Source organism: Pseudomonas sp. 3HC3 (assembly GCF_044904505.1).
In the GTDB taxonomy this organism is placed as follows: domain Bacteria; phylum Pseudomonadota; class Gammaproteobacteria; order Pseudomonadales; family Pseudomonadaceae; genus Aquipseudomonas; species Aquipseudomonas putida_Y.
Genome location: NZ_JADDRH010000002.1, coordinates 225,307 through 248,098, shown reverse-complemented (window position 1 = coordinate 248,098; position 22,792 = coordinate 225,307). Strand labels below are relative to the sequence as shown.

Genomic DNA, 22,792 nt, shown 5'->3' with positions numbered 1-22,792 from the left:
GGACATAGGGCTGAAGTAATTGGTTGCCTGTACCGGCCCTTTCGCGGGCAAGCCCGCTCCCACAGGATTAACACAACCTTCAGGTCCTGTGGAGTACCTTTGGGAGCGGGCTTGCCCGCGAAAGGGCCGGCCCAGGCAACAAAAAACAAAGCCCGCCATCAACGGCGGGCCTCATGCAATTCAGCTGTAAATCACAGCCCGGACATTTTCTTGATCGCCCCTTTCAGGTCTTCATCCGTACAGTCTGCACAGGTGCCCTTCGGCGGCATGGCGTTGATGCCGGTAATGGCCTTGGCCAGGATGCCATCCAGGCCGCCTTGGTGGTCGGCGCGTTCTTTCCACGCGGCGGTGTCACCAATTTTAGGCGCACCGAGCAACCCGCTACCATGGCAGGCATTGCAGTGCTTGGCGATGATTTCATCCGGCGTCTTGGCTCCCCCGCCACCCGCTGCAGCGGCCACTTCCATGCCTTTGCACTCTTGGCCCTGGACACACACCTGGCCAACCGGCTCCAGGCGTTTGGCGATGTCGTCATTGGTCGCAGCGGTTGCGCTCATTGCCCAGAGGGCGAATACGGCTGCTGGTACGGCCAGCATCTTCTTGATTTGATTCACGCGAACACCCTCATGGTGGCTAATCACGCTCGCGGCCACGGATCGGCGAGCGTTGAAAAGTATAGCGGGAACCCAGAGGCCGTGAAACGACCCCACACAGGAAAGGGGTATTGCCGACTCAATGCACTGCGCTGGATCAAAAGTTTGAAGGCGTCGCCGCACTGATCAGCCGCGCCGGCTGGTCGAACGGGTTGCGAAAGCGGTGCGGGCGGGTGCTTTCGAAGTAGTAGCTGTCGCCCTCTTCGAGAACGAAAATCTCGTTGCCGACCACCAGTTCCAGGCGGCCTTCAAGCAGGATACCGGTCTCCTCGCCGTCGTGGGTCAGCATTTCGGCACCGGTGTCGGCACCTGGCGGGTACACCTCGGTCAGAAAAGCGATGGCACGGTTGGGGTGCGACTTGCCAACCAGCTTCATGGTTACCGCACCGTCCGAGATATCAATCAGCTCGTGGGCCTTGTAGACGATCTGAGTGGGGCTTTCGGGCTCCAGCTCGACCGAAAAAAATTCGACCATGGACATGGGAATGCCGCTCAGCACTTTGCGCAGCGAGCTGATAGAGGGGCTTACGCTGTTCTTCTCGATCATCGAGATGGTGCTGTTGGTCACGCCTGCACGCTTGGCGAGTTCGCGCTGGGACAGGCCCTTGAGCTTGCGGATGGCTTGCAGTCGTTCGCCGACGTCCAAAGCTGGAGCCTCCTGAGACAGTGGGAAAGGGGTGGTTGTGAACGATATCATGGCAATGCCGTTCAGTATTTACAACACACCGCCCCCAACCTGTCCGCTTCAGCGTGTCATTCGCCGATGTAGTCCCGTGGTACTCGCTTCAGGTTGCAGAAGATCTGGTACGGAATGGTGCCCGCATGCGCGGCCACCTCACTGGCCAGCACCTGCTTGCCCCATAGTTCTACCGGGCTGCCGACAGCGGCTTCCGGTACGTCGGTGAGGTCGATGCTGAGCATGTCCATCGACACCCGGCCGATCAGCTGAGTGCGCTTGCCGGCGACCAGCACCGGAGTGCCGTTGGGCGCCTGGCGCGGGTAGCCATCGGCATAGCCCATGGCAACCACACCCACGCGGGTCGGCCGAGGGCTGACGAACTTGGCACCATAGCCCACCGGCTCGCCGGCAGGCAGCTCGCGCACGCTGATCACCCGCGATTGCAGGGTCATCACCGGTTGCAGGCGCGCGGCCTCGGCCTGCGCCACTTCGAACGGCGTGGCGCCGTACAGCATCAGGCCTGGGCGCACCCAGTCGCTGGGCGCTTGCGGCCAGCCCAGCACGCCGGGCGAGTTACGCAGGCTGCATTCGGCGGCCAGGCCCTGTCGGGCAGCTTCGAACACGGCGATCTGCTGGGAGGTGGCGTCAGCGTCCAGTTCATCGGCGCGAGCGAAGTGGCTCATCAACACGATGCGCGAAACCTTGCCACTGGCCAGCAGTCGCTGGTAGGCGTCGTGGTAGTCCTTGGGGTGCAGGCCAACGCGGTGCATGCCACTGTCCAGCTTCAGCCAGACGGTGAGCGGCTTGTGCAGCGGGGTTTTCTCGATGGCTTCCAGCTGCCACAGCGAGTGCACCACGCACCACAGGTCGTGCTCGGCGATCAGCGCCAGTTCGCTGGCTTCGAAAAAACCTTCCAGCAGCAGCACCGGGGCTTTGATACCGGCAGCGCGCAGCTCCAGCGCCTCTTCGATGCACGCCACGGCAAAGCCGTCGGCTTCGGCCTCCAGGGCCAGGGCGCAGCGCACGGCGCCGTGGCCATAGGCGTCGGCCTTGATCACGGCGAGGGCTTTGGCACCCGTCAGTTCACGGGCCAGACGGTAGTTATGGCGCAGGGCCTGGAGGTCGATCAGGGCGCGGGCGGGACGCATGGCGGCTGCCTTATGGTGTTCGGGTTGAAATCGGTGGTGGATTCTTCGCGGGCTTGCCCGCTCCCACAAGTACTGCACAGCTTTCAAAAGCTGTGGTGTTCCTGTGGGAGCGGGCAAGCCCGCGAATGGGCCGGCACAGGCTGTTACTGCTGGTGAGCCGGCGCGCTTTGCCCGTGCTTGGCCACTTCCCGGCTATTGCCATAACGGGAAATATCCAGGCCTTCGGCACTGATCTGCGGCTTCTTGCGCGCAATCAGGTCGGCCAGCAAGCGACCGGAACCGCACGCCATGGTCCAGCCCAAGGTACCGTGACCGGTATTCAGGAACAGGTTGCGGAACGCCGTGGCACCCACGATCGGCGTACCGTCCGGGGTCGCCGGGCGCAAGCCGGTCCAGAAGCTGGCCTGGCTCAGGTCACCGCCGCGAGGATAAAGGTCGTTGACGATCATCTCCAGCGTTTCGCGCCGGCGCGGGTTCAGCGACAGGTCAAAACCGGCGATTTCAGCCATGCCCCCAACGCGGATGCGGTTGTCGAAACGGGTGATGGCAACCTTGTAGGTCTCGTCGAGAATGGTCGAAGTAGGGGCCATGTCGCTGTTGGTGATCGGCACGGTCAGCGAATAACCTTTCAGCGGGTACACCGGGGCCTTGATGCCCAGCGGCTTGAGCATCTGTGGCGAGTAGCTGCCCAGCGCCAGCACATAGCGGTCTGCCGTCTCCAGCTTGCCGTCGATCCATACGCCATTGATGCGGTCACCGGCGAAGTCCAGGCGCTGGATATCCTGGCCGAAGCGGAACTCCACGCCCAGCTTCAACGCCATGTCGGCGAGCTTGGTGGTAAACAGCTGGCAGTCGCCAGTCTGGTCGTTCGGCAGGCGCAGGGCGCCGGCCAGGATATCTTTCACGCCGGCCAGGGCGGGTTCGACGCGGGCAATGCCGTCGCGATCGAGCAGCTCGTAGGGCACACCGGACTGTTCGAGTACGGCAATATCCTTGGCCGCAGCATCGACCTGGGCCTGGGTGCGGAACAGCTGGGTGGTGCCCAGGCTGCGGTTTTCGTAGTTGATGCCGGTTTCGGCGCGCAGCTCGTCGAGGCAGTCACGGCTGTACTCGGACAGGCGCACCATACGCTCCTTGTTCACCGCGTAACGGCTGGCGGTGCAGTTGCGCAGCATCTGTGCCATCCACAGGTACTGATCGACGTCGCCCGTGAGCTTGATGGCCAAGGGGGCGTGACGCTCCAGCAGCCATTTGATGGCTTTGAGCGGTACACCTGGGGCAGCCCAGGGCGAGGCATAGCCGGGCGAGATCTGGCCGGCGTTGGCAAAGCTGGTTTCCATGGCCACCGCCGGCTGGCGGTCGACCACCGTGACTTCGAAACCTTGCCGGGCCAGGTAGTAGGCACTGGCGGTTCCGATTACACCGCTACCAAGTACCAGAACTCGCATCGTTTTATCCCTCACACGCGGCGCGCCGCACACTTTTATTGAAATGGCATGAATGAGCGCAGTATAGGAATTTGAGACCAGTGCAATTCACTATATAAAAGCCTATTATTGGCGAGAATTCTCGGCAAAAACGCCTTTCACGGAGGGGCATCCCCTATGAGAACCCAGCACCAGACCAAGCGTGAACTGGACAAGATCGACCGTAACATCCTGCGTATCCTGCAGAATGACGGGCGTATTTCCTTCACCGAACTGGGCGAGAAAGTTGGGCTGTCCACCACCCCTTGCACCGAGCGGGTTCGCCGCCTGGAGCGCGAGGGCATCATCATGGGCTACAACGCCCGCCTGAACCCGCAGCACCTCAAGGGCAGCCTGCTGGTGTTCGTGGAAATCAGCCTGGACTACAAGTCGGGCGACACCTTCGAGGAGTTCCGCCGCGCGGTCTTGAAGCTGCCCCACGTGCTGGAATGCCACCTGGTGTCGGGCGACTTCGACTACCTGGTAAAAGCGCGTATTTCGGAAATGGCCTCGTACCGCAAGCTGCTCGGAGACATCCTGCTGAAACTGCCGCACGTGCGCGAATCGAAGAGCTACATCGTGATGGAAGAGGTGAAGGAAAGCCTCTGCCTGCCGATCCCGGACTGAGGCTAGACCAGCACCTGGCGGGTGGTGGCAATGAATTGGTGGACCAACTGTTCAGCGGCAGGGTCGATCATCGGTTCAGGGCCACGACCACGCGGGCAGGCCATGCGCGGGGTGGTACCGAACAGCCGGCAGATCATCGGCCGCTCTTCATACACCGTGCAGCCGTTGGGGCCCAGGTGCACGCAGTCCAGGCGCTCCAGAGCAGCGTCCTGCTCCGCCTGGGACTTGCGCGGCAGGCGGGCCATTTCCTCCGCCGAGGTGGTGACCGGGCCGCAGCAGTCATGGCAACCGGGCTCGCACTCGAATGAAGGGATGAGTTCGCGCAGGAAGTGGATCTTGTGGCGGTTACAGGACATGACGGGATACAAGCTGACAAAAGTGATTGGATTATAGGCTTATTCTCGGCTCCACCCGCGAACGAGGATGCAGCCCTCGCTGGTTGCCCGGCCGCGATGGCACAGCTTATCCTCGTCCCCCCTCCATTTTTCAGGGCCGCCCCGATGATCCACAGCGCGCAGCACGCCGCCTCCTATTACGCCGCCAGCAGCGCGCCACACCCCGACCACGCCTTCCTGCAAGGCGAACACAACGCCGACGTGTGCATCATCGGCGGCGGCTTCTCGGGCCTGAACACCGCCATCGAGCTGGCCGAGCGTGGTTTCTCGGTCATACTGCTGGAAGCGCGCAAACTTGGCTGGGGCGCCAGTGGGCGCAATGGCGGGCAACTGATCCGTGGGGTCGGCCATGGCCTGGAGCAGTTTCTCCCGGCCATCGGCGAGGAAGGCGTGCGCACCTTGAAACTGATGGGTCTGGAGGCCGTACAGATCGTGCGCGAGCGGGTGGAAAAGCATGCCATCGCCTGCGACTTGGCCTGGGGCTACTGCGACCTGGCCAACAAACCCGCCGAGCTGCTGGGCTTTGCCGAAGACGCCGAGGAACTGCGCAGCCTGGGTTATGCGCATGAGCTGCGGCTGGTCGGCAAGGACGATATCCACAGCGTGGTCGGCGCCGATTGCTATGTGGGCGGGCTGATCGACATGGGCTCTGGGCACTTGCACCCGCTCAACCTGGCGCTGGGTGAAGCGGCCGTGGCGAGCCGTCTGGGCGTGAAGCTGTTCGAGCAGTCCGAGGTTACCCGCATCGACTATGGCCCTGAAGTGCAGGTACAGACCGCACAAGGCCGAGTACGCGCCAAGACCTTGGTAATGTGCTGCAACGCCTACCACAACGACCTCAACCGCGAACTGGGCGGCAAGGTGCTGCCGGCCGGCAGCTACATCATCGCCACCGAGCCGCTGGGCGAAGAACGCGCACGCACGTTGCTGCCGCAGAACATGGCGGTGTGTGACCAGCGTGTGGCGCTGGACTACTACCGCCTGTCCGCCGACCACCGACTGCTGTTTGGCGGTGCCTGCCACTATTCAGGCCGCGACCCGAAGGACATCGCCGCCTACATGCGGCCGAAGATGCTCAAGGTGTTCCCGCAGCTTGCCGACGTGCGCATCGACTACCAGTGGGGCGGCATGATCGGCATTGGTGCCAACCGCCTGCCGCAGGTTGGCCGCCTGGCCAGCCAGCCGAACGTGTATTACGCCCAAGCCTACTCGGGCCATGGGCTCAACGCCACCCACCTGGCCGCGCGCCTGCTGGGTGAAGCAATCAGTGGCCAGGAAAGCGGGCGCTTCGACCTTTTCAACAAGGTGCCGCACATCACCTTCCCTGGCGGCAAGCACCTGCGCTCGCCACTGCTGGCGCTGGGGATGCTGTGGCATCGCCTCAAAGAGCTGACTTGAGAGCTGTGCCGCCCCTGTAGGAGCGGGTTCACCCGCGAACACCGGCGAAGCCGGTGCCATGCACCGAGCTGCCTGCTTCGCGGGTGGCCTTGCTCCCACATGGACCGCGCAATCTTCCAGGCTTGAGCAAAACCAGGCTAACCCTGTCAGTCCTTCCAGAAGGGTTTCCGCCCTTCGATCCGGGCCTGCTCCCAGCTCAGCCCGACATCGCGCAACTCGTCATCGGTCAGCTGCAGCAACGCCCTGCGGGTATGCCAGCGATGCAGCATCAGCCCCCAACGCCCCAAACCCTCCGGCGCGTTGAACACCTTGGCCTGCTGCCCGGCTTCCAGCTCCTTGGCCAACAGTTGCAAGCGCACATCGCTCATGCCACCCATCACCGCATCCTCCCGTTCAGTTGTTACCGTGGAGAAAGCATGCGCGTCGGCACCGTCAGCAATACAGATCCAATACAGCCTTATTATTCCCATACAGAATTGGCCGACGGCCGACTGAATGCTGTATTTTCGGGCCAACTGTACCGGTCGCTATGCCAATGCAGCGCAGGAGTATGCCGTGACCCTCTACCTGAATCTCGCCGAAATACTCGGCGCCCGCATCGAGCAGGGCCTCTATCGCCCCGGCCAGCGCCTGCCGTCTGTGCGCGCACTGAGTGAGGAGCACGGGGTCAGCCTGAGCACCGTGCAGCAGGCCTATCGCATGCTCGAGGACAGCGGCATGGTCTCGCCACGGCCCAAGTCCGGCTACTTTGTCAGCGACCACCGTCACCTGCCGGCCCTGCCGGCGGTCAGCCGCCCGACCCAGCGCCCGGTGGACATCTCGCAGTGGGAACAGGTACTGGAACTGGTGCGCAGCACGCCGCGCCAGGATGTGGTGCAACTCGGCCGCGGCATGCCCGACATCGACAGCCCTACCCTGAAGCCGCTGCTGCGCAGCCTCGCCCAGTTGAGCCGGCGCCAGGACATGCCTGGCCTGTACTACGACAACATCCACGGCCACCTGGCCCTGCGCGAACAGGTGGCCCGGCTGATGCTCGACTCCGGCTGCCGACTGGGGCCGGCCGACCTGGTGATCACCACCGGCTGCCATGAGGCGCTGTCTTGCAGCATCCGCGCGGTCTGCGAGCCAGGCGACATCGTCGCGGTCGACTCGCCCAGCTTCCACGGCGCCATGCAAACCCTCAAGGGCTTGGGTATGAAAGCGCTGGAAATCCCCACCGACCCGGTCACCGGCATCAGCCTGGAAGCGCTGGAGCTGGCCCTGGAGCAGTGGCCGATCAAACTCATCCAGATCACCCCAAGCTGCAACAACCCGCTGGGCTACATCATGCCCGAGGCACGCAAGAAGGCCCTGCTGAGCCTGGCCCAACGCTATGACGTGGCGATACTGGAAGATGATGTGTACGGCGACCTGGCGTATACCTACCCACGCCCACGCACCCTCAAATCGTTCGACGACGATGGCCGCGTGCTGCTCTGCAGTTCGTTCTCCAAAACCCTCGCGCCCGGCCTGCGGATCGGCTGGGTCGCGCCCGGGCGCTACCTGGAACGAGTACTGCACATGAAGTACATCAGCACCGGGAGTACGGCCAGCCAGCCTCAGCTGGCCATCGCCGACTTCATCGCCGGCGGGCACTACCAACCTCACGTACGGCGCATGCGCAGTCAGTACCAGCGTGGCCGCGACCTGATGAGCGACTGGGTAACCCGCTATTTCCCGGCGGGCACCCGGATCAGCCGGCCCCAGGGTGGCTTCATGCTGTGGGTGGAGCTACCCGAACATCTCGACACGCTTCGGCTGAACCGCGCTTTACTGGAGCAGGGCGTGCAGGTTGCCGTGGGCAGCATCTTTTCGGCCTCGGGCAAGTTCCGCCACTGCCTGCGCATGAACTTTGCCGCCAGGCCAACGCCGCAAATCGAAGCCTCCGTGCGCAAGGTAGGTGAAACCGCCCTTCGTCTACTGGATGAAGAAAGCGCCGACGCGTAACTTTGCGCCGCCCGTCACGGTCAAACCCCTAAAGCCCTTGCTGCACAGGACGGTCCACCCTTGAGACTCCAGCGAGCCTTGCCTCTGCTGCTGGTGCTGTTGCTCGGCCTTGCCGGCTGCACAAGCATCAGTGCGCCCCGCGAAACCAGTCAGGCGCTGCCTGCCAACGACTCGGCCTTTGGCCGCTCGGTATTGCGCCAGGCCGCGCCCTATGGCGGCCGCTCGGGCTTTCGCCTGCTGCCCAACAGCAACGAGGCATTTCGCGCCCGCGCCGAACTGATCCGCAACGCCCAGGCGAGTATCGACCTGCAGTACTACATCGTCCACGACGGCATCAGTACCCGCGCCCTTGTGCATGAACTGCTGCGCGCCGCCGACCGTGGCGTGCGCGTGCGCATCCTGCTCGACGACACCACCAGCGACGGCCTGGACACCATCATGGGCACCCTCGATGCCCACCCGAACATCCAGATCCGCGTGTTCAACCCGCTGCATCTAGGGCGCAGTACCGGCGTTACGCGCGCCCTGGGCCGGCTGTTCAACTTGTCGCGCCAGCACCGGCGCATGCACAACAAGCTGTTCCTGGTGGACAACAGCATGGCCATCGTCGGCGGGCGCAACCTTGGCGACGAGTATTTCGATGCCGAGCCCAACCTCAACTTCACCGACATCGACCTGCTGGGCGTGGGCCCGGTGGCCGAGCAGCTGGGGCACAGCTTCGACCAGTACTGGAACAGTGCCCTCAGCCGGCCGATCACCGACTTCCTCTGGCAGGCCCCGGATGCCAACGACCTGCGTGCCAGCCGCCATCGCCTGGAAGTATCGTTGGCCGAAGCCAGAACCCAGCGCAAGGCCCTGTACGACCGCTTGATGGCCTACCAGTCGCAGCCGCGCCTGGCCGTGTGGCGCAACGAGCTGATCTGGGCTCACGCCCAGGCGCTATGGGATGCACCCAGCAAGGTGCTGGCCGAAGACGAACCGGACCCGCAATTACTGCTGAGCCAGCAACTGGCACCGGACCTGGCTAACGTGCACCATGAGTTGGTCCTGGCATCGGCCTACTTTGTGCCGCGCGAACCGGGGCTGCTGTACCTGACCGGCCGCGCCGACGCTGGCGTTTCGGTGAAGCTGCTGACCAACTCGCTGGAAGCCACCGACGTGCCGGCGGTGCATGGCGGCTATGCACCCTATCGTCGTGCCTTGCTTGAGCACGGGGTGCAACTTTACGAGCTTCGCCGCCAGCCAGGCGACCCCAGCGCAGGGCGATTGAGTTTCCGTGGCAGCTCGGATTCGAGCCTGCACACCAAGGCGATCGTGCTCGACCGGCGCAAGACCTTCATCGGCTCGTTCAACTTCGACCCGCGCTCAGTGTTGTGGAACACCGAGGTTGGGGTACTGGTGGACAGCCCGGAGCTGGCCGAGTACACCCGCGAGCTGGCCCAGCAGGGTATGGCGCCCGCGCTGAGCTATCAGGTGAAACTGATAGGTAACAAACTGGTGTGGGCGACCGAGGACAATGGCCAACGGCACATGCTGACGTCTGAGCCGGGTGGGATCTGGCGGCGGCTCAATGCCTGGATCAGCAAGGCGGTTGGCTTGGAGAAGATGCTGTAGCTGAGATTGCCGAGGGGCCTTGCAGCCCCAAAAACCATCAGGCAGAAACCGGCTCAAAGGCTCCGCGCCGTCGGGTCAATACCACCAACCCCGCAGCCCCGGCCGCCATCAGGAACAGCAACGCATGCCCGCTGATCCACTGGCTCCCCGCACCCGCCAACAACGGCCCGAGCAAACAGCCAATACCCCACAGCTGTGCTACGTGGGCATTGGCCCGCACCAGCTCATCATCGCGGTAGCGCTCACCGATCAGCACCAGCGACAAGGTGAACAAGCCGCCGGCACTGGCGCCGAACAACACCCACAGTGGCCAGATAACCGGTGTGTGCAACAGCAGTGGGATCGCCAGGCTGGACACCAGCAGCGTCACCGCACAGCCAGTGAACAGGGTGCGTCGCGACATATGGTCGGCCAGCGCACCGATGGGCAACTGCAGCACCGCATCACCCACCACCACGGTACTTACCATGAACAAGGCGATTTCGGTGGTGAAGCCCTGCTGCAGGCAATACACCGGCAGCAAAGTGAGGATCATCGCCTCGAACGAGGCGAACAGGGCAATGGCCCAGGCAATTACCGGCAAGCGTCGGCAGAAGCCGAACAAGTCGCCAAAGGTGACACTGCAGGCCTCTGTGCTCGGTGCTCCACCACGCCCTAGCAGAACCAGCGGCGCGGCCAGCAGCAGGCCGGTCGCTGCCCAGAAGCCGAAGTCGTCATCAGAGCCGAGGAAGCCCAGCACCAACGGCCCGGCCAGTTGGCTCAGGGCGTAGCTGCTGCCATACAGCGCCACCAACCGGCCACGCCACTGTTCGACCACCAGTTGGTTGATCCAGCTTTCGCCGAGGATGAACACCACGGTCAGAGACATGCCGATCATCAGCCGCAGCAGCAGCCACAACGGGTAACTAGGCAGCAGCGCGAGCAGGCCAATCGACAGCGCCCCGCCCCACAGGCACAGGCGCATCGCCGAAGGCACACCAACCCAGCCAGCCAGGCGGCTGGCCAGGCTGGCCCCTGCCAGCACACCCAACGCCGGCATTGCCGCCATTACGCCGATGGCGAAGCTGCCGTAGCCCCAGGCCTCCAGGCGCAGGGACACCAGCGGCATGCTCACGCCGAGCGCCAGCCCGACACTGAGCACCGATGCCAGTACGGCGAAGTAGGTACCCCAACGCATTGCAGCCTCCCAGCCAATATTTCTAGAGGCCCATTCGCGGGCAAGCCCGCTCCTGCAACGGTCGCGAAGACCTGCAGGAGCGGGCTTGCCCGCGAAAAGGACCTACTGGATTACAGCTTGATCCAGGTCGCCTTCAGCTCAGTGTATTTCTCCAGCGCGTGCAGCGACTTGTCACGGCCGTTACCCGACTGTTTGAAACCACCGAACGGCGCGGTCATGTCGCCACCATCGTACTGGTTGACCCAGACGCTGCCTGCACGCACGGCACGGGCGGTCTTGTGGGCTTTGGAAATATCCGAAGTCCAGATACCCGCCGCCAGGCCATACGGCGTGTCGTTGGCAATGGCCACGGCCTCTTCGGCGGTGTCGAAGGCAATCACCGACAGCACCGGGCCGAAGATTTCTTCCTGGGCAATGCGCATGGCGTTGGTCACGCCGTCGAAGATGGTCGGCTCAACGTAGGTGCCGCCGGTCTCTTCCAGGGTGCGCTTGCCGCCAGCCAGCAGCTTGGCGCCATCCTTGTGGCCAGCCTCGATGTACGACAGCACAGTGTTCATCTGCTGAGTATCGACCAAGGCACCGACAGTGGTCTGTGGATCCAGCGGGTTGCCTGGTTTCCAGCCTTTCAGGGCCTCTACCACCATCGGCAGGAACTTGTCCTTGATCGAACGCTCGACCAGCAGGCGGGAGCCTGCGGTGCACACTTCGCCCTGGTTGAAGGCGATGGCGCTGGCAGCAGCCTCGGCGGCAGCCTGCAGGTCCGGGGCGTCGGCAAAGACGATGTTCGGGCTCTTGCCGCCGGCTTCCAGCCAGATGCGTTTCATGTTCGACTCGCCCGCATAAACCATCAGCTGCTTGGCGATTTTGGTCGAACCGGTGAACACCAGGGTATCGACGTCCATGTGCAGGGCCAGCGCCTTGCCCACGGTGTGGCCGTAGCCTGGCAGCACGTTCAGCACGCCAGCCGGGATGCCAGCTTCGATCGCCAGCTGGGCGATGCGGATGGCGGTCAGCGGCGATTTTTCGGACGGCTTGAGCACGACCGAGTTACCGGTGGCCAGCGCCGGGCCGAGCTTCCAGCAGGCCATCAGCAGCGGGAAGTTCCACGGTACGATGGCACCGACCACACCCACTGCTTCGCGGGTAACCAGGCCAAGCTGGTCGTGCGGGGTCGGGGCGACTTCGTCGTAGACCTTGTCGATGGCTTCGGCTGTCCAGTGGATGGCATTGGCCGCGCCCGGGATATCGATACTGGAGGAGTCACCGATCGGCTTGCCCATATCCAGCGTTTCCAGCAGTGCCAGCTCTTCGACGTTCTTGCGCAGCAGGTCGGCAAAGCGGATCAACTTGGCCTTGCGCTTGGCGGGGGCCAGCTGCGACCACACGCCGGAGTTGAAGGTGGCACGGGCATTTTCCACAGCGCGGTTGGCATCGGCCAGGTCGCAGCTGGCAACCTTGGCCAGGAAGCGTCCGTCGACCGGGCTCAGGCACTCGAAGGTTTCACCGGATGCGGCATCGGTGTATTCGCCGTTGATGAAGGCACGGCCTTCGATCTTCAGTTGCTGGGCACGTTGTTCCCAGTCCGCACGGGTCAGGGTGGTCATACGAAACTCCTCCTCTTGTTTAGGTGCAACGCCGCACTGAGGACTCACAGGCGTTGTCAGAATTCTGGCCGTGCGCCGAGCGCACACTGGCAAGCGATACCCTAAACCAGCCGGTGTAAACTATCAATATATTTGACACGGAAGGCTCAAAAGCCTACTGATGTTCATTTTATTAAACAACAACAGGAGCCGAACCATGAGTATTGACAGCATCATCGACTTCGCGCAGGTCATCACCGAAGCCGAACGCTACCGCCCGGCTGCAGAGAAAATTCTCAAGGGCGAGCCGGACCAGGCGGTCTACAACCATTATTCCAGCCCGTGCGGGCAGTTTGCCGCCGGCGTATGGGAAGGTGAGGTGGGCCAATGGGTGGTGAATTACACCGAGCACGAATACTGCGAGATCATCCATGGTGTTTCGGTGCTGCGCGACCAGGACGGCGGGTCGAAAACCTTGCGTGCCGGCGATCGGTTTGTCATCCCCGCCGGCTTCAAGGGCACCTGGGAAGTGCTGGAGCCGTGCCGCAAGATCTATGTGATGTTCGAGCAGAAGTAACCGCAGAAGTATCTATGTAGCGCAGGCAGTCCGCAGGCATGCGTGAGGATGGCCCTGCCCATGTCGGGCCATCCAACTTCATCAGGAAGAACACCATGACCAACGAAGAAGTGCTGCGAACCCTTGCTCACCTGGTCGGCACCCCTTACGCGCCAGCGCTCAAAGACACCATCCGCACCCTCACCGGCCGCCCCCGGGTAGTTGGCCCCAACGAGATGTCCACCCGCGAGTACGACGTCGAGCGCATCCAGATCAGGGCCGGCGCCGACTTACTGATCCAGGGCTTCGACTTCAACTGACCCCGCAGCAGACATAAAAAAACCCGCCTCCTTTCGGATGCGGGTTTTTTCAGGTCGCCGATCAATTACTTGATCTTGGCTTCCTTGTACACCACGTGCTTGCGAACAACCGGATCATATTTCTTGATCTCGATTTTGTCCGGGGTGGTGCGCTTGTTCTTGTCGGTGGTGTAGAAGTGGCCGGTACCGGCACTCGAAACCAGACGGATCAATTCACGCATGATGCTCTCCCTTAAACCTTGGCGCCAGCTTTACGGATGTCAACCAGAACGGCGTCGATGCCGCGCTTGTCGATGATACGCATGCCTTTGGCGGAAACGCGCAGACGCACGAAACGCTTCTCGGATTCAACCCAGAAACGGTGGTGCTGCAGGTTCGGCAGGAAACGACGACGGGTTTTGTTGTTTGCGTGGGAAATGTTGTTCCCGGTTACTGGACCCTTACCAGTAACTTGACAGACTCTCGACATGACTCAGCCCTCTAAAACCACATGCCCAACCCGGCATGGGTTGGCCGCTTAATCTCTCAGTCTTTGGCGCCTGGGCGCCGTGATTCTGGAGGTCTTATCGACCGGATCCGCTTATGCGACAGGCCGAGCCCCTAGAAAAGAGCGCTGCTTTATACCAGAAAGACTTGGCTGCAACAACAGTAGATGCACATTGCCGCAAGCCAGAACGCGCCGGGCCAGCATAGCGGCAGGCCCCGCCAGTCGTCGACCGCTCGTCGCAAGATTTGCAAAAAAGGGTGTGGTCATTTGCCGGCGGGCGCACTAGGGTAGGCTTTTTCCAGACTGCACTGGCAGATGGGCCACTGACAGCCAAGGAGCCACCATGCGTGCCGCCGCACTTTCCTTATTGTTCACCTCCCTGTTCGCCGCCGGCGTTGCCCAGGCCGCTCCGCTGAGCGTTTGCAGCGAGGCCAGCCCCGAAGGCTTCGACGTGGTGCAGTACAATTCGCTCACCACCACCAACGCCACCGCCGACGTGCTGATGAACCGCCTGGTGGAGTTCGACGCGGCGCAAGGCAAGGTGGTGCCCAGCCTGGCGACCAGCTGGACGGTGTCGGACGACGGCCTGGTGTATGACTTCACCCTGCGCGATGACGTGAAGTTTCACAGCACCGCCTATTTCAAGCCAAGCCGCAAGCTGAATGCCGACGATGTGCTGTTCAGCTTCCAGCGCATGCTCTACCCGGCCCATGCCTGGCACAAGACTGCGCCGGGCGGCTACCCGCACGCCCAGTCACTGCAGCTGGGCAGCCTGATCAAGGCGATCGATGCACCGGCGCCGAACACCGTGCGCTTCACCCTCAGCCACCCGGACGCCACCTTCCTGGCCACCCTGAGCATGGGCTTCGCCTCGATCTACTCCGCCGAATACGCCGACAAACTGCTGAAGGCCGGCACGCCGGAGAAGCTGAACAGCCAACCGATCGGTACCGGGCCGTTCGTGTTCCAGCGTTTCCAGAAAGACGCCGTGGTGCGCTACCGCGCCAACCCGGACTACTTCGCCGGCAAGCCGGCGGTCGACCCGCTGATCTTCGCCATCACCACCGATGCCAACGTTCGCCTGCAGAAGCTCAAGCGTGGCGAATGCCAGGTTGCCTTGTCGCCCAAGCCGCTGGACATTGCCGAAGCGGGCAAGGACGGCAATCTCAAGGTGGCCACTACACCGGCATTCATGACTGCCTTCGTCGCCATCAACAGCCAGCACCCACCCCTGAACAAGCCGGAAGTGCGCCAGGCCATCAACCTGGCCTTCGACAAGCAGGCCTACCTCAAGGCCGTGTTCGAAGACTCTGCAGTGGCGGCCAACGGCCCCTACCCGCCCAACACCTGGAGCTACGCCAAGGACCTGCCCGGCTACCCGCTGGATGTGAAGAAAGCCAAGGCCCTGCTGGCCAAGGCCGGCCTGGCAGAAGGCTTCAGCACCACCATCTGGACTCGCCCATCGGGCAGCCTGCTCAACCCCAACCCCAGCCTTGGCGCGCAGATGCTGCAAGCCGACCTGGCCAAGATTGGTATCAAGGCGGAAATCCGCGTGATCGAATGGGGCGAGCTTATCCGCCGCGCCAAGGCCGGCGAGCATGACTTGCTGTTCATGGGCTGGGCAGGTGACAACGGCGATCCGGACAACTTCCTCAGCCCGCAGTTTTCCTGTGCGGCGGTCGAGTCAGGGACCAACTTCGCACGCTTCTGCGACAGCCGCCTCGACCAACTGATCAGCGCCGGGCGCACCACCAACGACCAGAGCGTACGCAGCCGGCTGTACCAGCAGGCGCAGACACTGATCCAGCAGCAGGCGCTGTGGGTGCCACTGGCGCACCCGACGGCGGCGACCTTGCTGCGCCAAGGCGTCGAGGGGTACCAGGTGAGCCCGTTCGGGCGGCTGGATTTCAGCAAGGTGACAGTGAGCAAGTAAGTTCTGGAGGGCCCGCCTTGAGGTTTGTGGCGCCTGGGAGATCGAGCGCCGCGCGGGCGGCGCTCGATCTCCCAGGCGCCACAAACCTCAAGACAGGCGCCTGCTACCCCTGACCCCATTGACCTGCCTACGCCACAATCCACCCATGCTCGACCATCGACAACGGCTCCCCATCACCAATGATGATGTGATCCAGCACCCGCACATCGATCAACGCCAGCCCCCGCTTCAACGACAGGGTCAAATGCACATCGTCCTGACTCGGCTCACTGATCCCTGAAGGATGGTTGTGGCACAGGATCAATGCCGCAGCGTTGTGCACCAACGCCCGCCGCACCACCTCTCGCGGATAGACACTCGCCCGATCTATCGTGCCCCTGAACAGGATCTCAAATGCCAGTGGCCGGTGCTTGGTATCGAGAAACAGACACCCGAACACCTCGCTGGCCTCATGCCTGAGCATGGCTTTCAAGTAGCGTCGCACCGCTGCCGGGCTGTCCATGGCAGACTCCCGCTCAATCGACGTTGCAAGGTGCCTGCGGCCGATCTCAAGCAGTGCCTGCAGTTGGCTGTACCTCACCGGGCCCAACCCAAGCTCGCCGACGAAGGCCTCGCGGTCGGCCTCCAGCAACCGGCGCAAGCTGCCGAACTTCACCAACAAGCCTCGCGAAAGCTCCACGACATTACGCCCACGTACGCCTGAGCCGAGAAAAACGGCCAGCAGCTCCGTATCTGTCAGGCTCCCTGCCCCTCGCTGCAACAACTTCTCCCTCGGCCGTTCTTGCGCCGGCCACTCCCTGATATTCATCCCGCCCCTCTGCCTTTGCTGCGGCCCATTTCGGCCGTGTGTTAATCTATTTCGCCTCGTACATGCGACGTTCCGCCGCAGGCATTTCAAACGTCGTCGCCCGCTCTCACTGGAAAAAGGCAAGCCTATGCAGCGGCTGTATCGCAAGCGCATCGTTCTCGGCGTGGGTGGCGGCATTGCCGCCTACAAAAGCGCCGAGCTGATTCGCCGTCTCCTGGAGCACGGCGCGCAGGTGCGCGTCGTCATGACCCGCGGTGGTGCCGAATTCATCACCCCGCTGACCCTGCAGGCGCTGTCGGGCCACCCGGTGCACATGGACCTGCTCGACCCGGCCGCCGAAGCTGCCATGGGCCATATCGAACTGGCCAAGTGGGCGGACCTGGTGCTGATCGCGCCAGCCACCGCCGACCTCATGGCACGCATGGCCCAGGGCATGGCAGACGACCTGCTGACCACGCTGGTGCTGGCCACTGACGCCACCGTCGCCGTGGCGCCGGCGATGAACCAGGCCATGTGGCGTGACCCGTCCACCCAGGCCAACCTCGAGCTGCTCAAGAGCCGTGGCATTCAGGTGTTCGGCCCGGCATCCGGCAGCCAGGCCTGTGGTGACGTGGGCCTGGGGCGCATGCTCGAAGCCGCAGACCTGGCCTGGTGCGCCGCAGAAAGCTTCAAGCGCCAGGCGCTGACCGGCAAGCACGTGCTGATCACCGCCGGGCCGACCCAGGAAAACATCGACCCAGTGCGCTACATCACCAATCATAGCTCCGGCAAGATGGGCTTCGCCTTGGCCGAAGCGGCCGCCGAAGCAGGGGCTCGGGTAACCCTCGTCACGGGTCCGGTGCACTTGCCAACCCCTGACCGGGTCAGCCGTATCGACGTCGTCAGCGCGCGGGACATGCTCGCGGCCTGTGAAGCGGCCATGCCGTGCGACCTGTTCATTGCCTCGGCAGCGGTTGCGGACTACCGCCCAGAAGTGGTTGCCACACAAAAACTGAAGAAAGATCCTACGACCGGCGACGGCATGCTGCTGCAGATGGTGCGCAATCCCGATATCCTTGCCACCATTGCTGGTCGCGCCGACCGCCCGTTCAGCGTCGGCTTTGCCGCCGAAACCGAACACTTGCTCGATTACGCCACGCGCAAGCTCAAGGACAAGAACCTCGACCTGATCGTCGCCAATGATGTGGCCAACCCCAGCATCGGCTTCAACAGCGAAGAAAACGCCTTGACCGTGATCGACCGCCAGCAGCACCAGACTCTCTTCGCGCAGACCAGCAAGGGCAAGATTGCCCGGCAACTGGTCGCCTTCATCGCCGAACGGCTCAACCAGGTTCAATAAGTTACATGCACGCTCTTCAAGCCAAGATCCTCGACCCACGCCTGGGCAACGAATTCCCGCTACCCGCATACGCCACCCCCGGCTCCGCCGGCCTCGACCTGCGCGCCCTGCTCAAGGAAGACACCATCCTCGAACCGGGCCAGACCGTTCTGATTCCTACTGGCCTGTCGATCTACATCGGCGACCCGGGCCTGGCGGCAGTCATCCTGCCGCGCTCAGGCCTGGGCCATAAGCACGGCATCGTGCTGGGCAACCTGGTCGGCCTGATCGATTCGGACTACCAGGGCGAGCTGATGGTGTCGTGCTGGAACCGCGGCAACACGCCGTTCACCATCGCGGTTGGCGAGCGCATCGCCCAGCTGGTGCTGGTACCGGTGGTGCAGGCTCACTTCGACATCGTCGAAGCGTTCGACGAAAGCCAGCGTGGCGCTGGCGGCTTCGGTCACTCCGGCAGCCACTGAGCCGGCAAATGACCGTTCAGGCCAAGGATGGCGAACTCTCTGGCGAAACCACCGTCCAAGCGTTCAGTTTGCGCCTGCCCAGAAAGCCTTTGACTAATGGAGTTTCCAGAGATGAACGACATGGCCCACCTGGTCCCCGCCGCATTGCCCGACAGCATTTTCCGCGCTTATGACATACGCGGCGTGGTCGGCAAGACCCTTCACGCCGAAACCGCCTACTGGATCGGCCGCGCCATCGGCGCGCAAAGCCTGGCCCAGGGCGAACAGCAGGTTTCGGTAGGGCGCGATGGCCGCCTGTCGGGCCCGATGCTGGTGGAACAGCTGATCAAAGGCCTGGTCGATGCGGGCTGCCATGTCAGCGACGTCGGCCTGGTGCCCACTCCGGCGCTGTACTACGCCGCCAACGTGCTGGCCGGCAAGTCTGGTGTGATGCTGACCGGCAGCCATAACCCGTCGGACTACAACGGTTTCAAGATCGTCATCGCCGGTGACACCCTGGCCAACGAACAGATCCAGGCCCTGCTGACCCGCCTGAAAACCAACGACCTGACGCTGGCCCAGGGCCGCGTGGAGAAGGTCGAGATCCTCGACCGCTACTTCCAGCAGATCGTCGGCGACGTGAAGCTGGCGAAAAAGCTCAAGGTGGTGGTGGACTGCGGCAACGGCGCCGCCGGTGTGATTGCACCGCAATTGATCGAAGCCCTGGGCTGCGAAGTGATCCCGCTGTTCTGCGAGGTCGACGGCAACTTCCCCAACCACCACCCGGACCCGGGCAAGCCAGAGAACCTCGAAGACCTGATCGCCAAGGTCAAGGAAACCGGTGCCGATATCGGCCTGGCCTTTGACGGTGACGGCGACCGCGTCGGCGTGGTGACCAACACCGGCAGCATCGTCTACCCCGACCGCCTGCTGATGCTGTTTGCCCAGGATGTGCTGTCGCGCAACCCGGGCGCCGAGATCATCTTCGACGTCAAATGCACCCGCCGCCTGACCCCGCTGATCGAACAGCACGGTGGCCGCGCCTTGATGTGGAAAACCGGCCATTCGCTGATCAAGAAAAAGATGAAGCAGACCGGTTCGCTGCTGGCAGGCGAGATGAGCGGTCACATCTTCATCAAGGAACGCTGGTACGGTTTTGACGACGGTATCTACAGCGCCGCGCGCCTGCTGGAGATCCTCAGCAAGACCGAGCAGAGCGCCGAAAACCTGTTCGCCGCCTTCCCGAACGATATTTCTACGCCGGAAATCAATATTGATGTGACCGACGAGGGTAAATTCAGCATCATTGATGCACTGCAACGCGACGCCGACTGGGGCGAAGCCAACCTGACCACCATCGACGGTGTGCGGGTCGACTACGCCAATGGCTGGGGCCTGGTTCGTGCTTCCAACACCACCCCGGTGCTGGTGCTGCGTTTCGAGGCCGACAGCGACGCCGAATTGCAACGTATCAAGGATGTTTTCCGCACCCAGTTGCTGCGGGTAGAGCCTGAGCTGCAACTGCCGTTCTGACCGACTATCTGTTCCTTACAGGAGCCCTGCATGACCCTCGATCGCGATGCCGCTTCCCATGTAGCCGAGGTTTTGTCCGAAGCACTGCCTTACATCCGCCGCTTTGTCGGCAAGACCCTGGTAATCAAGTACGGCGGCAACGCGATGGAGAGCGAGGAGCTCAAGACGGGCTTCGCCCGTGACATCGTGCTGATGAAGGCTGTGGGCATCAACCCGGTGGTGGTCCACGGTGGTGGCCCGCAGATCGGTGACCTGCTCAAGCGCCTGTCGATCGAAAGCCACTTCATTGACGGCATGCGCGTCACCGATTCGGCGACCATGGACGTTGTGGAAATGGTGCTGGGTGGCCAGGTCAACAAAGACATCGTCAACCTGATCAACCGCCACGGCGGCAGCGCCATCGGCCTGACCGGCAAGGACGCGGAGCTGATTCGCGCCCGCAAGCTGACTGTCAGCCGCCAGACGCCCGAGATGACCACTCCGGAAATCATCGACATCGGCCACGTGGGCGAAGTGGTGAGCGTGAACACCGACCTGCTGAACATGCTGGTGAAGGGCGATTTCATTCCGGTGATCGCGCCGATCGGCGTGGGCGCCAACGGTGAGTCGTACAACATCAATGCCGACCTGGTGGCGGGCAAGGTGGCCGAGGCACTGAAGGCCGAGAAGCTGATGCTGCTGACCAACATCGCCGGCCTGATGGACAAGCAGGGCCAGGTGCTGACTGGCCTGACCACCGAGCAGGTCAACGAACTGATCGCTGACGGCACCATCTATGGCGGCATGCTACCGAAGATCAAGTGCGCGCTGGATGCGGTGCAGGGCGGAGTGAACAGCTCGCACATCATCGATGGCCGCGTGCCGAATGCGGTGCTGCTGGAGATTTTCACCGACAGCGGCGTGGGCACCCTGATTACCAACCGCAAGCCGCGCTGATTGATCGGTTAGCCTGCACTGGCCTCTTCGCGGGTAAACCCGCTCCTACAAAGGGAATCGCCAACCTCGGGTCTGGCGCTGCCCCAATGTAGGAGCGGGTTTACCCGCGAAAGGGCCAGATCAGGCAGCACAAAAAAAGGCGACCCTCTGAAGAAGGTCGCCTTTTTCATTCCTGGGCCAGGATCAGATCCCGTACTGCGCCCGGTAGGCCTCGACAGCCGGCAGGTGCTGTTTCAGCTCTGGGTCATCAGCCAGGAACTCCAGCACCTGGGTCAGCGAAACAATGCTGACCACCGGGATACCGAAGTCGCGCTCCACCTCCTGGATCGCCGACAGTTCGCCATTGCCACGCTCTTCACGGTTCAGCGCGATCAGTACACCGGCGGCCTTGGCCTGCTGGGCGTTAATGATCTGCATGACTTCACGAATGGCGGTACCGGCAGTAATCACGTCGTCGATGATCAGCACGTCACCGGCCAGCGGGGCGCCGACCAGGCTGCCACCTTCGCCATGGTCCTTGGCTTCCTTGCGGTTGAAGCACCATGGCACGTCGAGCTGATGCTGGTCGGCAAGGGCCACGGCGGTAGTCGCCGCCAAAGGGATACCCTTGTAGGCCGGGCCGAACAGCACATCGAACGGGATCTTGCTGTCGACGATGGCGGCGGCGTAGCAACGCCCCAGCTCAGCCAGTGCGGAGCCGGTGTTGAACAAGCCGGCATTGAAGAAATACGGGCTGGTACGCCCCGATTTCAGGGTGAATTCACCGAAACGCAGTACCCCGCGATCGATGGCAAAACGGATAAAGTCGCGCTGATACGGCTGCATGAATAGTCCCGGACACCACGGATTTAGCTAAATGGGTTGAGCTCGGGTATCATACACGCACGAGATTTATGGGGCCATTTATGCGGATCATCAGTGTGAACGTAAATGGCATTCAGGCTGCGGCCGAGCGTGGTTTGCTCAGCTGGCTGCAAGCCCAGAATGCCGACGTCATCTGCCTTCAGGATACCCGCGCCTCGGCCTTTGAACTCGACGACCCAGCTTTCCAGCTCGATGGCTATTTCCTTTATGCCTGCGACGCGGAGGTGCCTGCCCAAGGTGGTGTGGCCCTTTACTCGCGCATGCAGCCCAAGGCAGTCATCACCGGCCTGGGCTTCGAGACAGCCGACCGCTACGGGCGTTACCTGCAAGCAGATTTCGACAAAGTCAGTATTGCCAGCCTGCTGCTGCCTTCGGGCATGAACGGCGACGAAGACTTGAACCAGAAGTTCAAGTTGATGGACGACTTCGCCAAGTACCTGGACAAGCAGCGTCGTAAGCGTCGCGAATACATCTATTGCGGCTCGTTCTACGTTGCGCAGCAGAAGCTCGACATCAAGAACTGGCGTGACAGCCAGCAGTCGCCGGGCTTCCTGGCGCCAGAACGCGCCTGGATGGATGCGATCACTGGCGAGATGGGGTATGTCGATGCCTTGCGCGAAGTCAGCCGTGAAGGTGACCAGTACAGCTGGTGGCCGGACAACGAGCAGGCCGAGATGCTCAACCTGGGGTATCGGTTCGACTACCAGATCCTCACCCCAGGCCTGCGCCGCTTCGTGCGCAACGCCCGCCTGCCGCGTCAGCCACGCTTCTCCCAGCATGCGCCGTTGATCGTCGACTATGACTGGACGCTGACCATCTAAAAGGCCATTGGGGCTGCATTGCAGCCCCA

The 22,792-nt window shown here is 62.6% G+C and carries 23 protein-coding genes and 1 pseudogene; 12 read left to right on the top strand and 12 right to left on the bottom strand.

All coding sequences use genetic code 11. From position 1 onward, the window contains the following. Positions 1-191: 191 nt before the first annotated feature. The 4 genes from INQ47_RS05815 to dadA all read right to left on the bottom strand — a co-directional run bounded on the left by INQ47_RS05815 (position 192) and on the right by dadA (position 3,928). Entirely contained in the window at positions 192-596 is a 405-nt protein-coding gene (locus tag INQ47_RS05815; protein WP_103469650.1) for a cytochrome c5 family protein, read from the bottom strand. Positions 597-750: 154 nt separating this feature from the next. Next, positions 751-1,299: a cupin domain-containing protein gene (locus tag INQ47_RS05810; protein WP_021785230.1), complete on the bottom strand. Its 549-nt coding sequence runs from the start codon at positions 1,297-1,299 to the stop codon at positions 751-753. A 107-nt stretch (positions 1,300-1,406) separates the two neighbouring features. Then, the gene (gene alr / locus INQ47_RS05805) at positions 1,407-2,480 is read right to left on the bottom strand and encodes an alanine racemase (protein WP_275966550.1); all 1,074 of its coding nucleotides are present in this window, start codon (positions 2,478-2,480) and stop codon (positions 1,407-1,409) included. Between the two features lie 143 nt (positions 2,481-2,623). Beyond that, positions 2,624-3,928 carry a D-amino acid dehydrogenase gene (dadA, locus tag INQ47_RS05800; protein ID WP_010955780.1) on the bottom strand — a complete coding sequence of 435 codons (1,305 nt, stop codon included), beginning with the start codon at positions 3,926-3,928 and terminating at the stop codon, positions 2,624-2,626. 156 nt (positions 3,929-4,084) lie between these two features. Between dadA and INQ47_RS05795 the strand changes: the two genes are divergently transcribed. Further along, positions 4,085-4,573, top strand: coding sequence for an Lrp/AsnC ligand binding domain-containing protein (locus INQ47_RS05795; RefSeq protein ID WP_003253520.1), 489 nt, complete (start codon positions 4,085-4,087; stop codon positions 4,571-4,573). A 2-nt stretch (positions 4,574-4,575) separates the two neighbouring features. Here the strand turns inward: INQ47_RS05795 and INQ47_RS05790 are convergent, their stop codons facing one another. After that, a complete protein-coding gene (locus tag INQ47_RS05790; protein ID WP_003253518.1) occupies positions 4,576-4,929 on the bottom strand; it encodes a YkgJ family cysteine cluster protein in 354 nt (117 codons plus the stop codon). A gap of 144 nt (positions 4,930-5,073) precedes the next feature. Here INQ47_RS05790 and INQ47_RS05785 point away from each other — a divergent pair, with 144 nt between their 5' ends. Next, positions 5,074-6,366: an NAD(P)/FAD-dependent oxidoreductase gene (locus INQ47_RS05785; protein ID WP_404701311.1), complete on the top strand. Its 1,293-nt coding sequence runs from the start codon at positions 5,074-5,076 to the stop codon at positions 6,364-6,366. 146 nt (positions 6,367-6,512) lie between these two features. On the opposite strand, the gene INQ47_RS05780 is transcribed toward INQ47_RS05785, so the two are convergent. Then, a complete protein-coding gene (locus INQ47_RS05780; protein ID WP_003253515.1) occupies positions 6,513-6,743 on the bottom strand; it encodes a DUF1127 domain-containing protein in 231 nt (76 codons plus the stop codon). Positions 6,744-6,921: 178 nt separating this feature from the next. On the opposite strand from INQ47_RS05780, the gene INQ47_RS05775 reads away from it, so the two are divergent. After that, positions 6,922-8,352, top strand: a complete 1,431-nt coding sequence (locus INQ47_RS05775) for a PLP-dependent aminotransferase family protein (protein WP_252461166.1) — start codon at positions 6,922-6,924, stop codon at positions 8,350-8,352. Between the two features lie 60 nt (positions 8,353-8,412). Continuing rightward, on the top strand, positions 8,413-9,966 hold the full coding sequence (locus tag INQ47_RS05770) for a phospholipase D family protein (RefSeq protein ID WP_404701310.1): 1,554 nt from the start codon (positions 8,413-8,415) through the stop codon (positions 9,964-9,966). Between the two features lie 37 nt (positions 9,967-10,003). On the opposite strand, the gene INQ47_RS05765 is transcribed toward INQ47_RS05770, so the two are convergent. Both INQ47_RS05765 and INQ47_RS05760 read right to left on the bottom strand, forming a co-directional pair. Beyond that, on the bottom strand, positions 10,004-11,143 hold the full coding sequence (locus INQ47_RS05765) for an MFS transporter (protein WP_021785236.1): 1,140 nt from the start codon (positions 11,141-11,143) through the stop codon (positions 10,004-10,006). A gap of 110 nt (positions 11,144-11,253) precedes the next feature. Further along, positions 11,254-12,747, bottom strand: coding sequence for an aldehyde dehydrogenase (locus INQ47_RS05760; RefSeq protein ID WP_021785237.1), 1,494 nt, complete (start codon positions 12,745-12,747; stop codon positions 11,254-11,256). A 196-nt stretch (positions 12,748-12,943) separates the two neighbouring features. Here INQ47_RS05760 and INQ47_RS05755 point away from each other — a divergent pair, with 196 nt between their 5' ends. Both INQ47_RS05755 and INQ47_RS05750 read left to right on the top strand, forming a co-directional pair. Then, the gene (locus tag INQ47_RS05755) at positions 12,944-13,303 is read left to right on the top strand and encodes a cupin domain-containing protein (RefSeq protein ID WP_021785238.1); all 360 of its coding nucleotides are present in this window, start codon (positions 12,944-12,946) and stop codon (positions 13,301-13,303) included. Positions 13,304-13,398: 95 nt separating this feature from the next. Then, positions 13,399-13,602, top strand: coding sequence for a hypothetical protein (locus INQ47_RS05750; RefSeq protein ID WP_021785239.1), 204 nt, complete (start codon positions 13,399-13,401; stop codon positions 13,600-13,602). A 65-nt stretch (positions 13,603-13,667) separates the two neighbouring features. On the opposite strand, the gene rpmG is transcribed toward INQ47_RS05750, so the two are convergent. Together rpmG and rpmB are read right to left on the bottom strand one after the other, a co-directional pair. Further along, on the bottom strand, positions 13,668-13,823 hold the full coding sequence (gene rpmG / locus INQ47_RS05745; RefSeq protein WP_003253507.1) for a 50S ribosomal protein L33: 156 nt from the start codon (positions 13,821-13,823) through the stop codon (positions 13,668-13,670). An 11-nt stretch (positions 13,824-13,834) separates the two neighbouring features. Then, positions 13,835-14,071: a 50S ribosomal protein L28 gene (gene rpmB, locus INQ47_RS05740; protein WP_003253504.1), complete on the bottom strand. Its 237-nt coding sequence runs from the start codon at positions 14,069-14,071 to the stop codon at positions 13,835-13,837. A 361-nt stretch (positions 14,072-14,432) separates the two neighbouring features. Between rpmB and INQ47_RS05735 the strand changes: the two genes are divergently transcribed. After that, complete coding sequence (locus INQ47_RS05735) at positions 14,433-16,022, top strand: ABC transporter substrate-binding protein (protein WP_404701309.1); 1,590 nt, start codon at positions 14,433-14,435, stop codon at positions 16,020-16,022. Between the two features lie 127 nt (positions 16,023-16,149). Here INQ47_RS05735 and radC read toward each other — a convergent pair whose 3' ends face one another. Continuing rightward, positions 16,150-16,830: a DNA repair protein RadC gene (gene radC, locus INQ47_RS05730; protein ID WP_004575218.1), complete on the bottom strand. Its 681-nt coding sequence runs from the start codon at positions 16,828-16,830 to the stop codon at positions 16,150-16,152. A gap of 127 nt (positions 16,831-16,957) precedes the next feature. Here radC and coaBC point away from each other — a divergent pair, with 127 nt between their 5' ends. The 4 genes and pseudogenes from coaBC to argB all read left to right on the top strand — a co-directional run bounded on the left by coaBC (position 16,958) and on the right by argB (position 21,078). Continuing rightward, on the top strand, positions 16,958-18,169 hold the full coding sequence (gene coaBC / locus INQ47_RS05725) for a bifunctional phosphopantothenoylcysteine decarboxylase/phosphopantothenate--cysteine ligase CoaBC (RefSeq protein ID WP_404701308.1): 1,212 nt from the start codon (positions 16,958-16,960) through the stop codon (positions 18,167-18,169). A gap of 5 nt (positions 18,170-18,174) precedes the next feature. Beyond that, on the top strand, positions 18,175-18,630 hold the full coding sequence (gene dut, locus INQ47_RS05720; protein ID WP_252461168.1) for a dUTP diphosphatase: 456 nt from the start codon (positions 18,175-18,177) through the stop codon (positions 18,628-18,630). 144 nt (positions 18,631-18,774) lie between these two features. Next, positions 18,775-20,142 (top strand): annotated as a pseudogene (locus tag INQ47_RS05715) (phosphomannomutase/phosphoglucomutase); the annotation flags it as partial. A gap of 30 nt (positions 20,143-20,172) precedes the next feature. Continuing rightward, positions 20,173-21,078: an acetylglutamate kinase gene (gene argB / locus INQ47_RS05710; RefSeq protein WP_004575216.1), complete on the top strand. Its 906-nt coding sequence runs from the start codon at positions 20,173-20,175 to the stop codon at positions 21,076-21,078. A 183-nt stretch (positions 21,079-21,261) separates the two neighbouring features. On the opposite strand, the gene pyrE is transcribed toward argB, so the two are convergent. Further along, complete coding sequence (pyrE, locus tag INQ47_RS05705; RefSeq protein WP_021785244.1) at positions 21,262-21,903, bottom strand: orotate phosphoribosyltransferase; 642 nt, start codon at positions 21,901-21,903, stop codon at positions 21,262-21,264. Between the two features lie 80 nt (positions 21,904-21,983). Here pyrE and INQ47_RS05700 point away from each other — a divergent pair, with 80 nt between their 5' ends. Next, the gene (locus INQ47_RS05700) at positions 21,984-22,763 is read left to right on the top strand and encodes an exodeoxyribonuclease III (RefSeq protein WP_003253401.1); all 780 of its coding nucleotides are present in this window, start codon (positions 21,984-21,986) and stop codon (positions 22,761-22,763) included. The last annotated feature ends 29 nt before the right edge of the window (positions 22,764-22,792 follow it).

Bases quoted from the DNA above. Each gene is read 5' to 3' on its own strand.
- pyrE (WP_021785244.1), bottom strand. From the start codon at position 21,903: ATGCAGCCGTATCAGCGCGACTTTATCCGTTTTGCCATCGATCGCGGG.
- INQ47_RS05750 (WP_021785239.1), top strand. From the start codon at position 13,399: ATGACCAACGAAGAAGTGCTGCGAACCCTTGCTCACCTGGTCGGCACC.
- INQ47_RS05815 (WP_103469650.1), bottom strand. From the start codon at position 596: ATGCTGGCCGTACCAGCAGCCGTATTCGCCCTCTGGGCAATGAGCGCA.
- coaBC (WP_404701308.1), top strand. From the start codon at position 16,958: ATGCAGCGGCTGTATCGCAAGCGCATCGTTCTCGGCGTGGGTGGCGGC.
- INQ47_RS05785 (WP_404701311.1), top strand. From the start codon at position 5,074: ATGATCCACAGCGCGCAGCACGCCGCCTCCTATTACGCCGCCAGCAGC.
- argB (WP_004575216.1), top strand. From the start codon at position 20,173: ATGACCCTCGATCGCGATGCCGCTTCCCATGTAGCCGAGGTTTTGTCC.
- rpmB (WP_003253504.1), bottom strand. From the start codon at position 14,071: ATGTCGAGAGTCTGTCAAGTTACTGGTAAGGGTCCAGTAACCGGGAAC.
- INQ47_RS05790 (WP_003253518.1), bottom strand. From the start codon at position 4,929: ATGTCCTGTAACCGCCACAAGATCCACTTCCTGCGCGAACTCATCCCT.
- INQ47_RS05700 (WP_003253401.1), top strand. From the start codon at position 21,984: ATGCGGATCATCAGTGTGAACGTAAATGGCATTCAGGCTGCGGCCGAG.
- INQ47_RS05780 (WP_003253515.1), bottom strand. From the start codon at position 6,743: ATGGGTGGCATGAGCGATGTGCGCTTGCAACTGTTGGCCAAGGAGCTG.
- dadA (WP_010955780.1), bottom strand. From the start codon at position 3,928: ATGCGAGTTCTGGTACTTGGTAGCGGTGTAATCGGAACCGCCAGTGCC.
- dut (WP_252461168.1), top strand. From the start codon at position 18,175: ATGCACGCTCTTCAAGCCAAGATCCTCGACCCACGCCTGGGCAACGAA.
- alr (WP_275966550.1), bottom strand. From the start codon at position 2,480: ATGCGTCCCGCCCGCGCCCTGATCGACCTCCAGGCCCTGCGCCATAAC.
- radC (WP_004575218.1), bottom strand. From the start codon at position 16,830: ATGAATATCAGGGAGTGGCCGGCGCAAGAACGGCCGAGGGAGAAGTTG.
- INQ47_RS05765 (WP_021785236.1), bottom strand. From the start codon at position 11,143: ATGCGTTGGGGTACCTACTTCGCCGTACTGGCATCGGTGCTCAGTGTC.
- INQ47_RS05795 (WP_003253520.1), top strand. From the start codon at position 4,085: ATGAGAACCCAGCACCAGACCAAGCGTGAACTGGACAAGATCGACCGT.
- rpmG (WP_003253507.1), bottom strand. From the start codon at position 13,823: ATGCGTGAATTGATCCGTCTGGTTTCGAGTGCCGGTACCGGCCACTTC.
- INQ47_RS05735 (WP_404701309.1), top strand. From the start codon at position 14,433: ATGCGTGCCGCCGCACTTTCCTTATTGTTCACCTCCCTGTTCGCCGCC.
- INQ47_RS05755 (WP_021785238.1), top strand. From the start codon at position 12,944: ATGAGTATTGACAGCATCATCGACTTCGCGCAGGTCATCACCGAAGCC.
- INQ47_RS05760 (WP_021785237.1), bottom strand. From the start codon at position 12,747: ATGACCACCCTGACCCGTGCGGACTGGGAACAACGTGCCCAGCAACTG.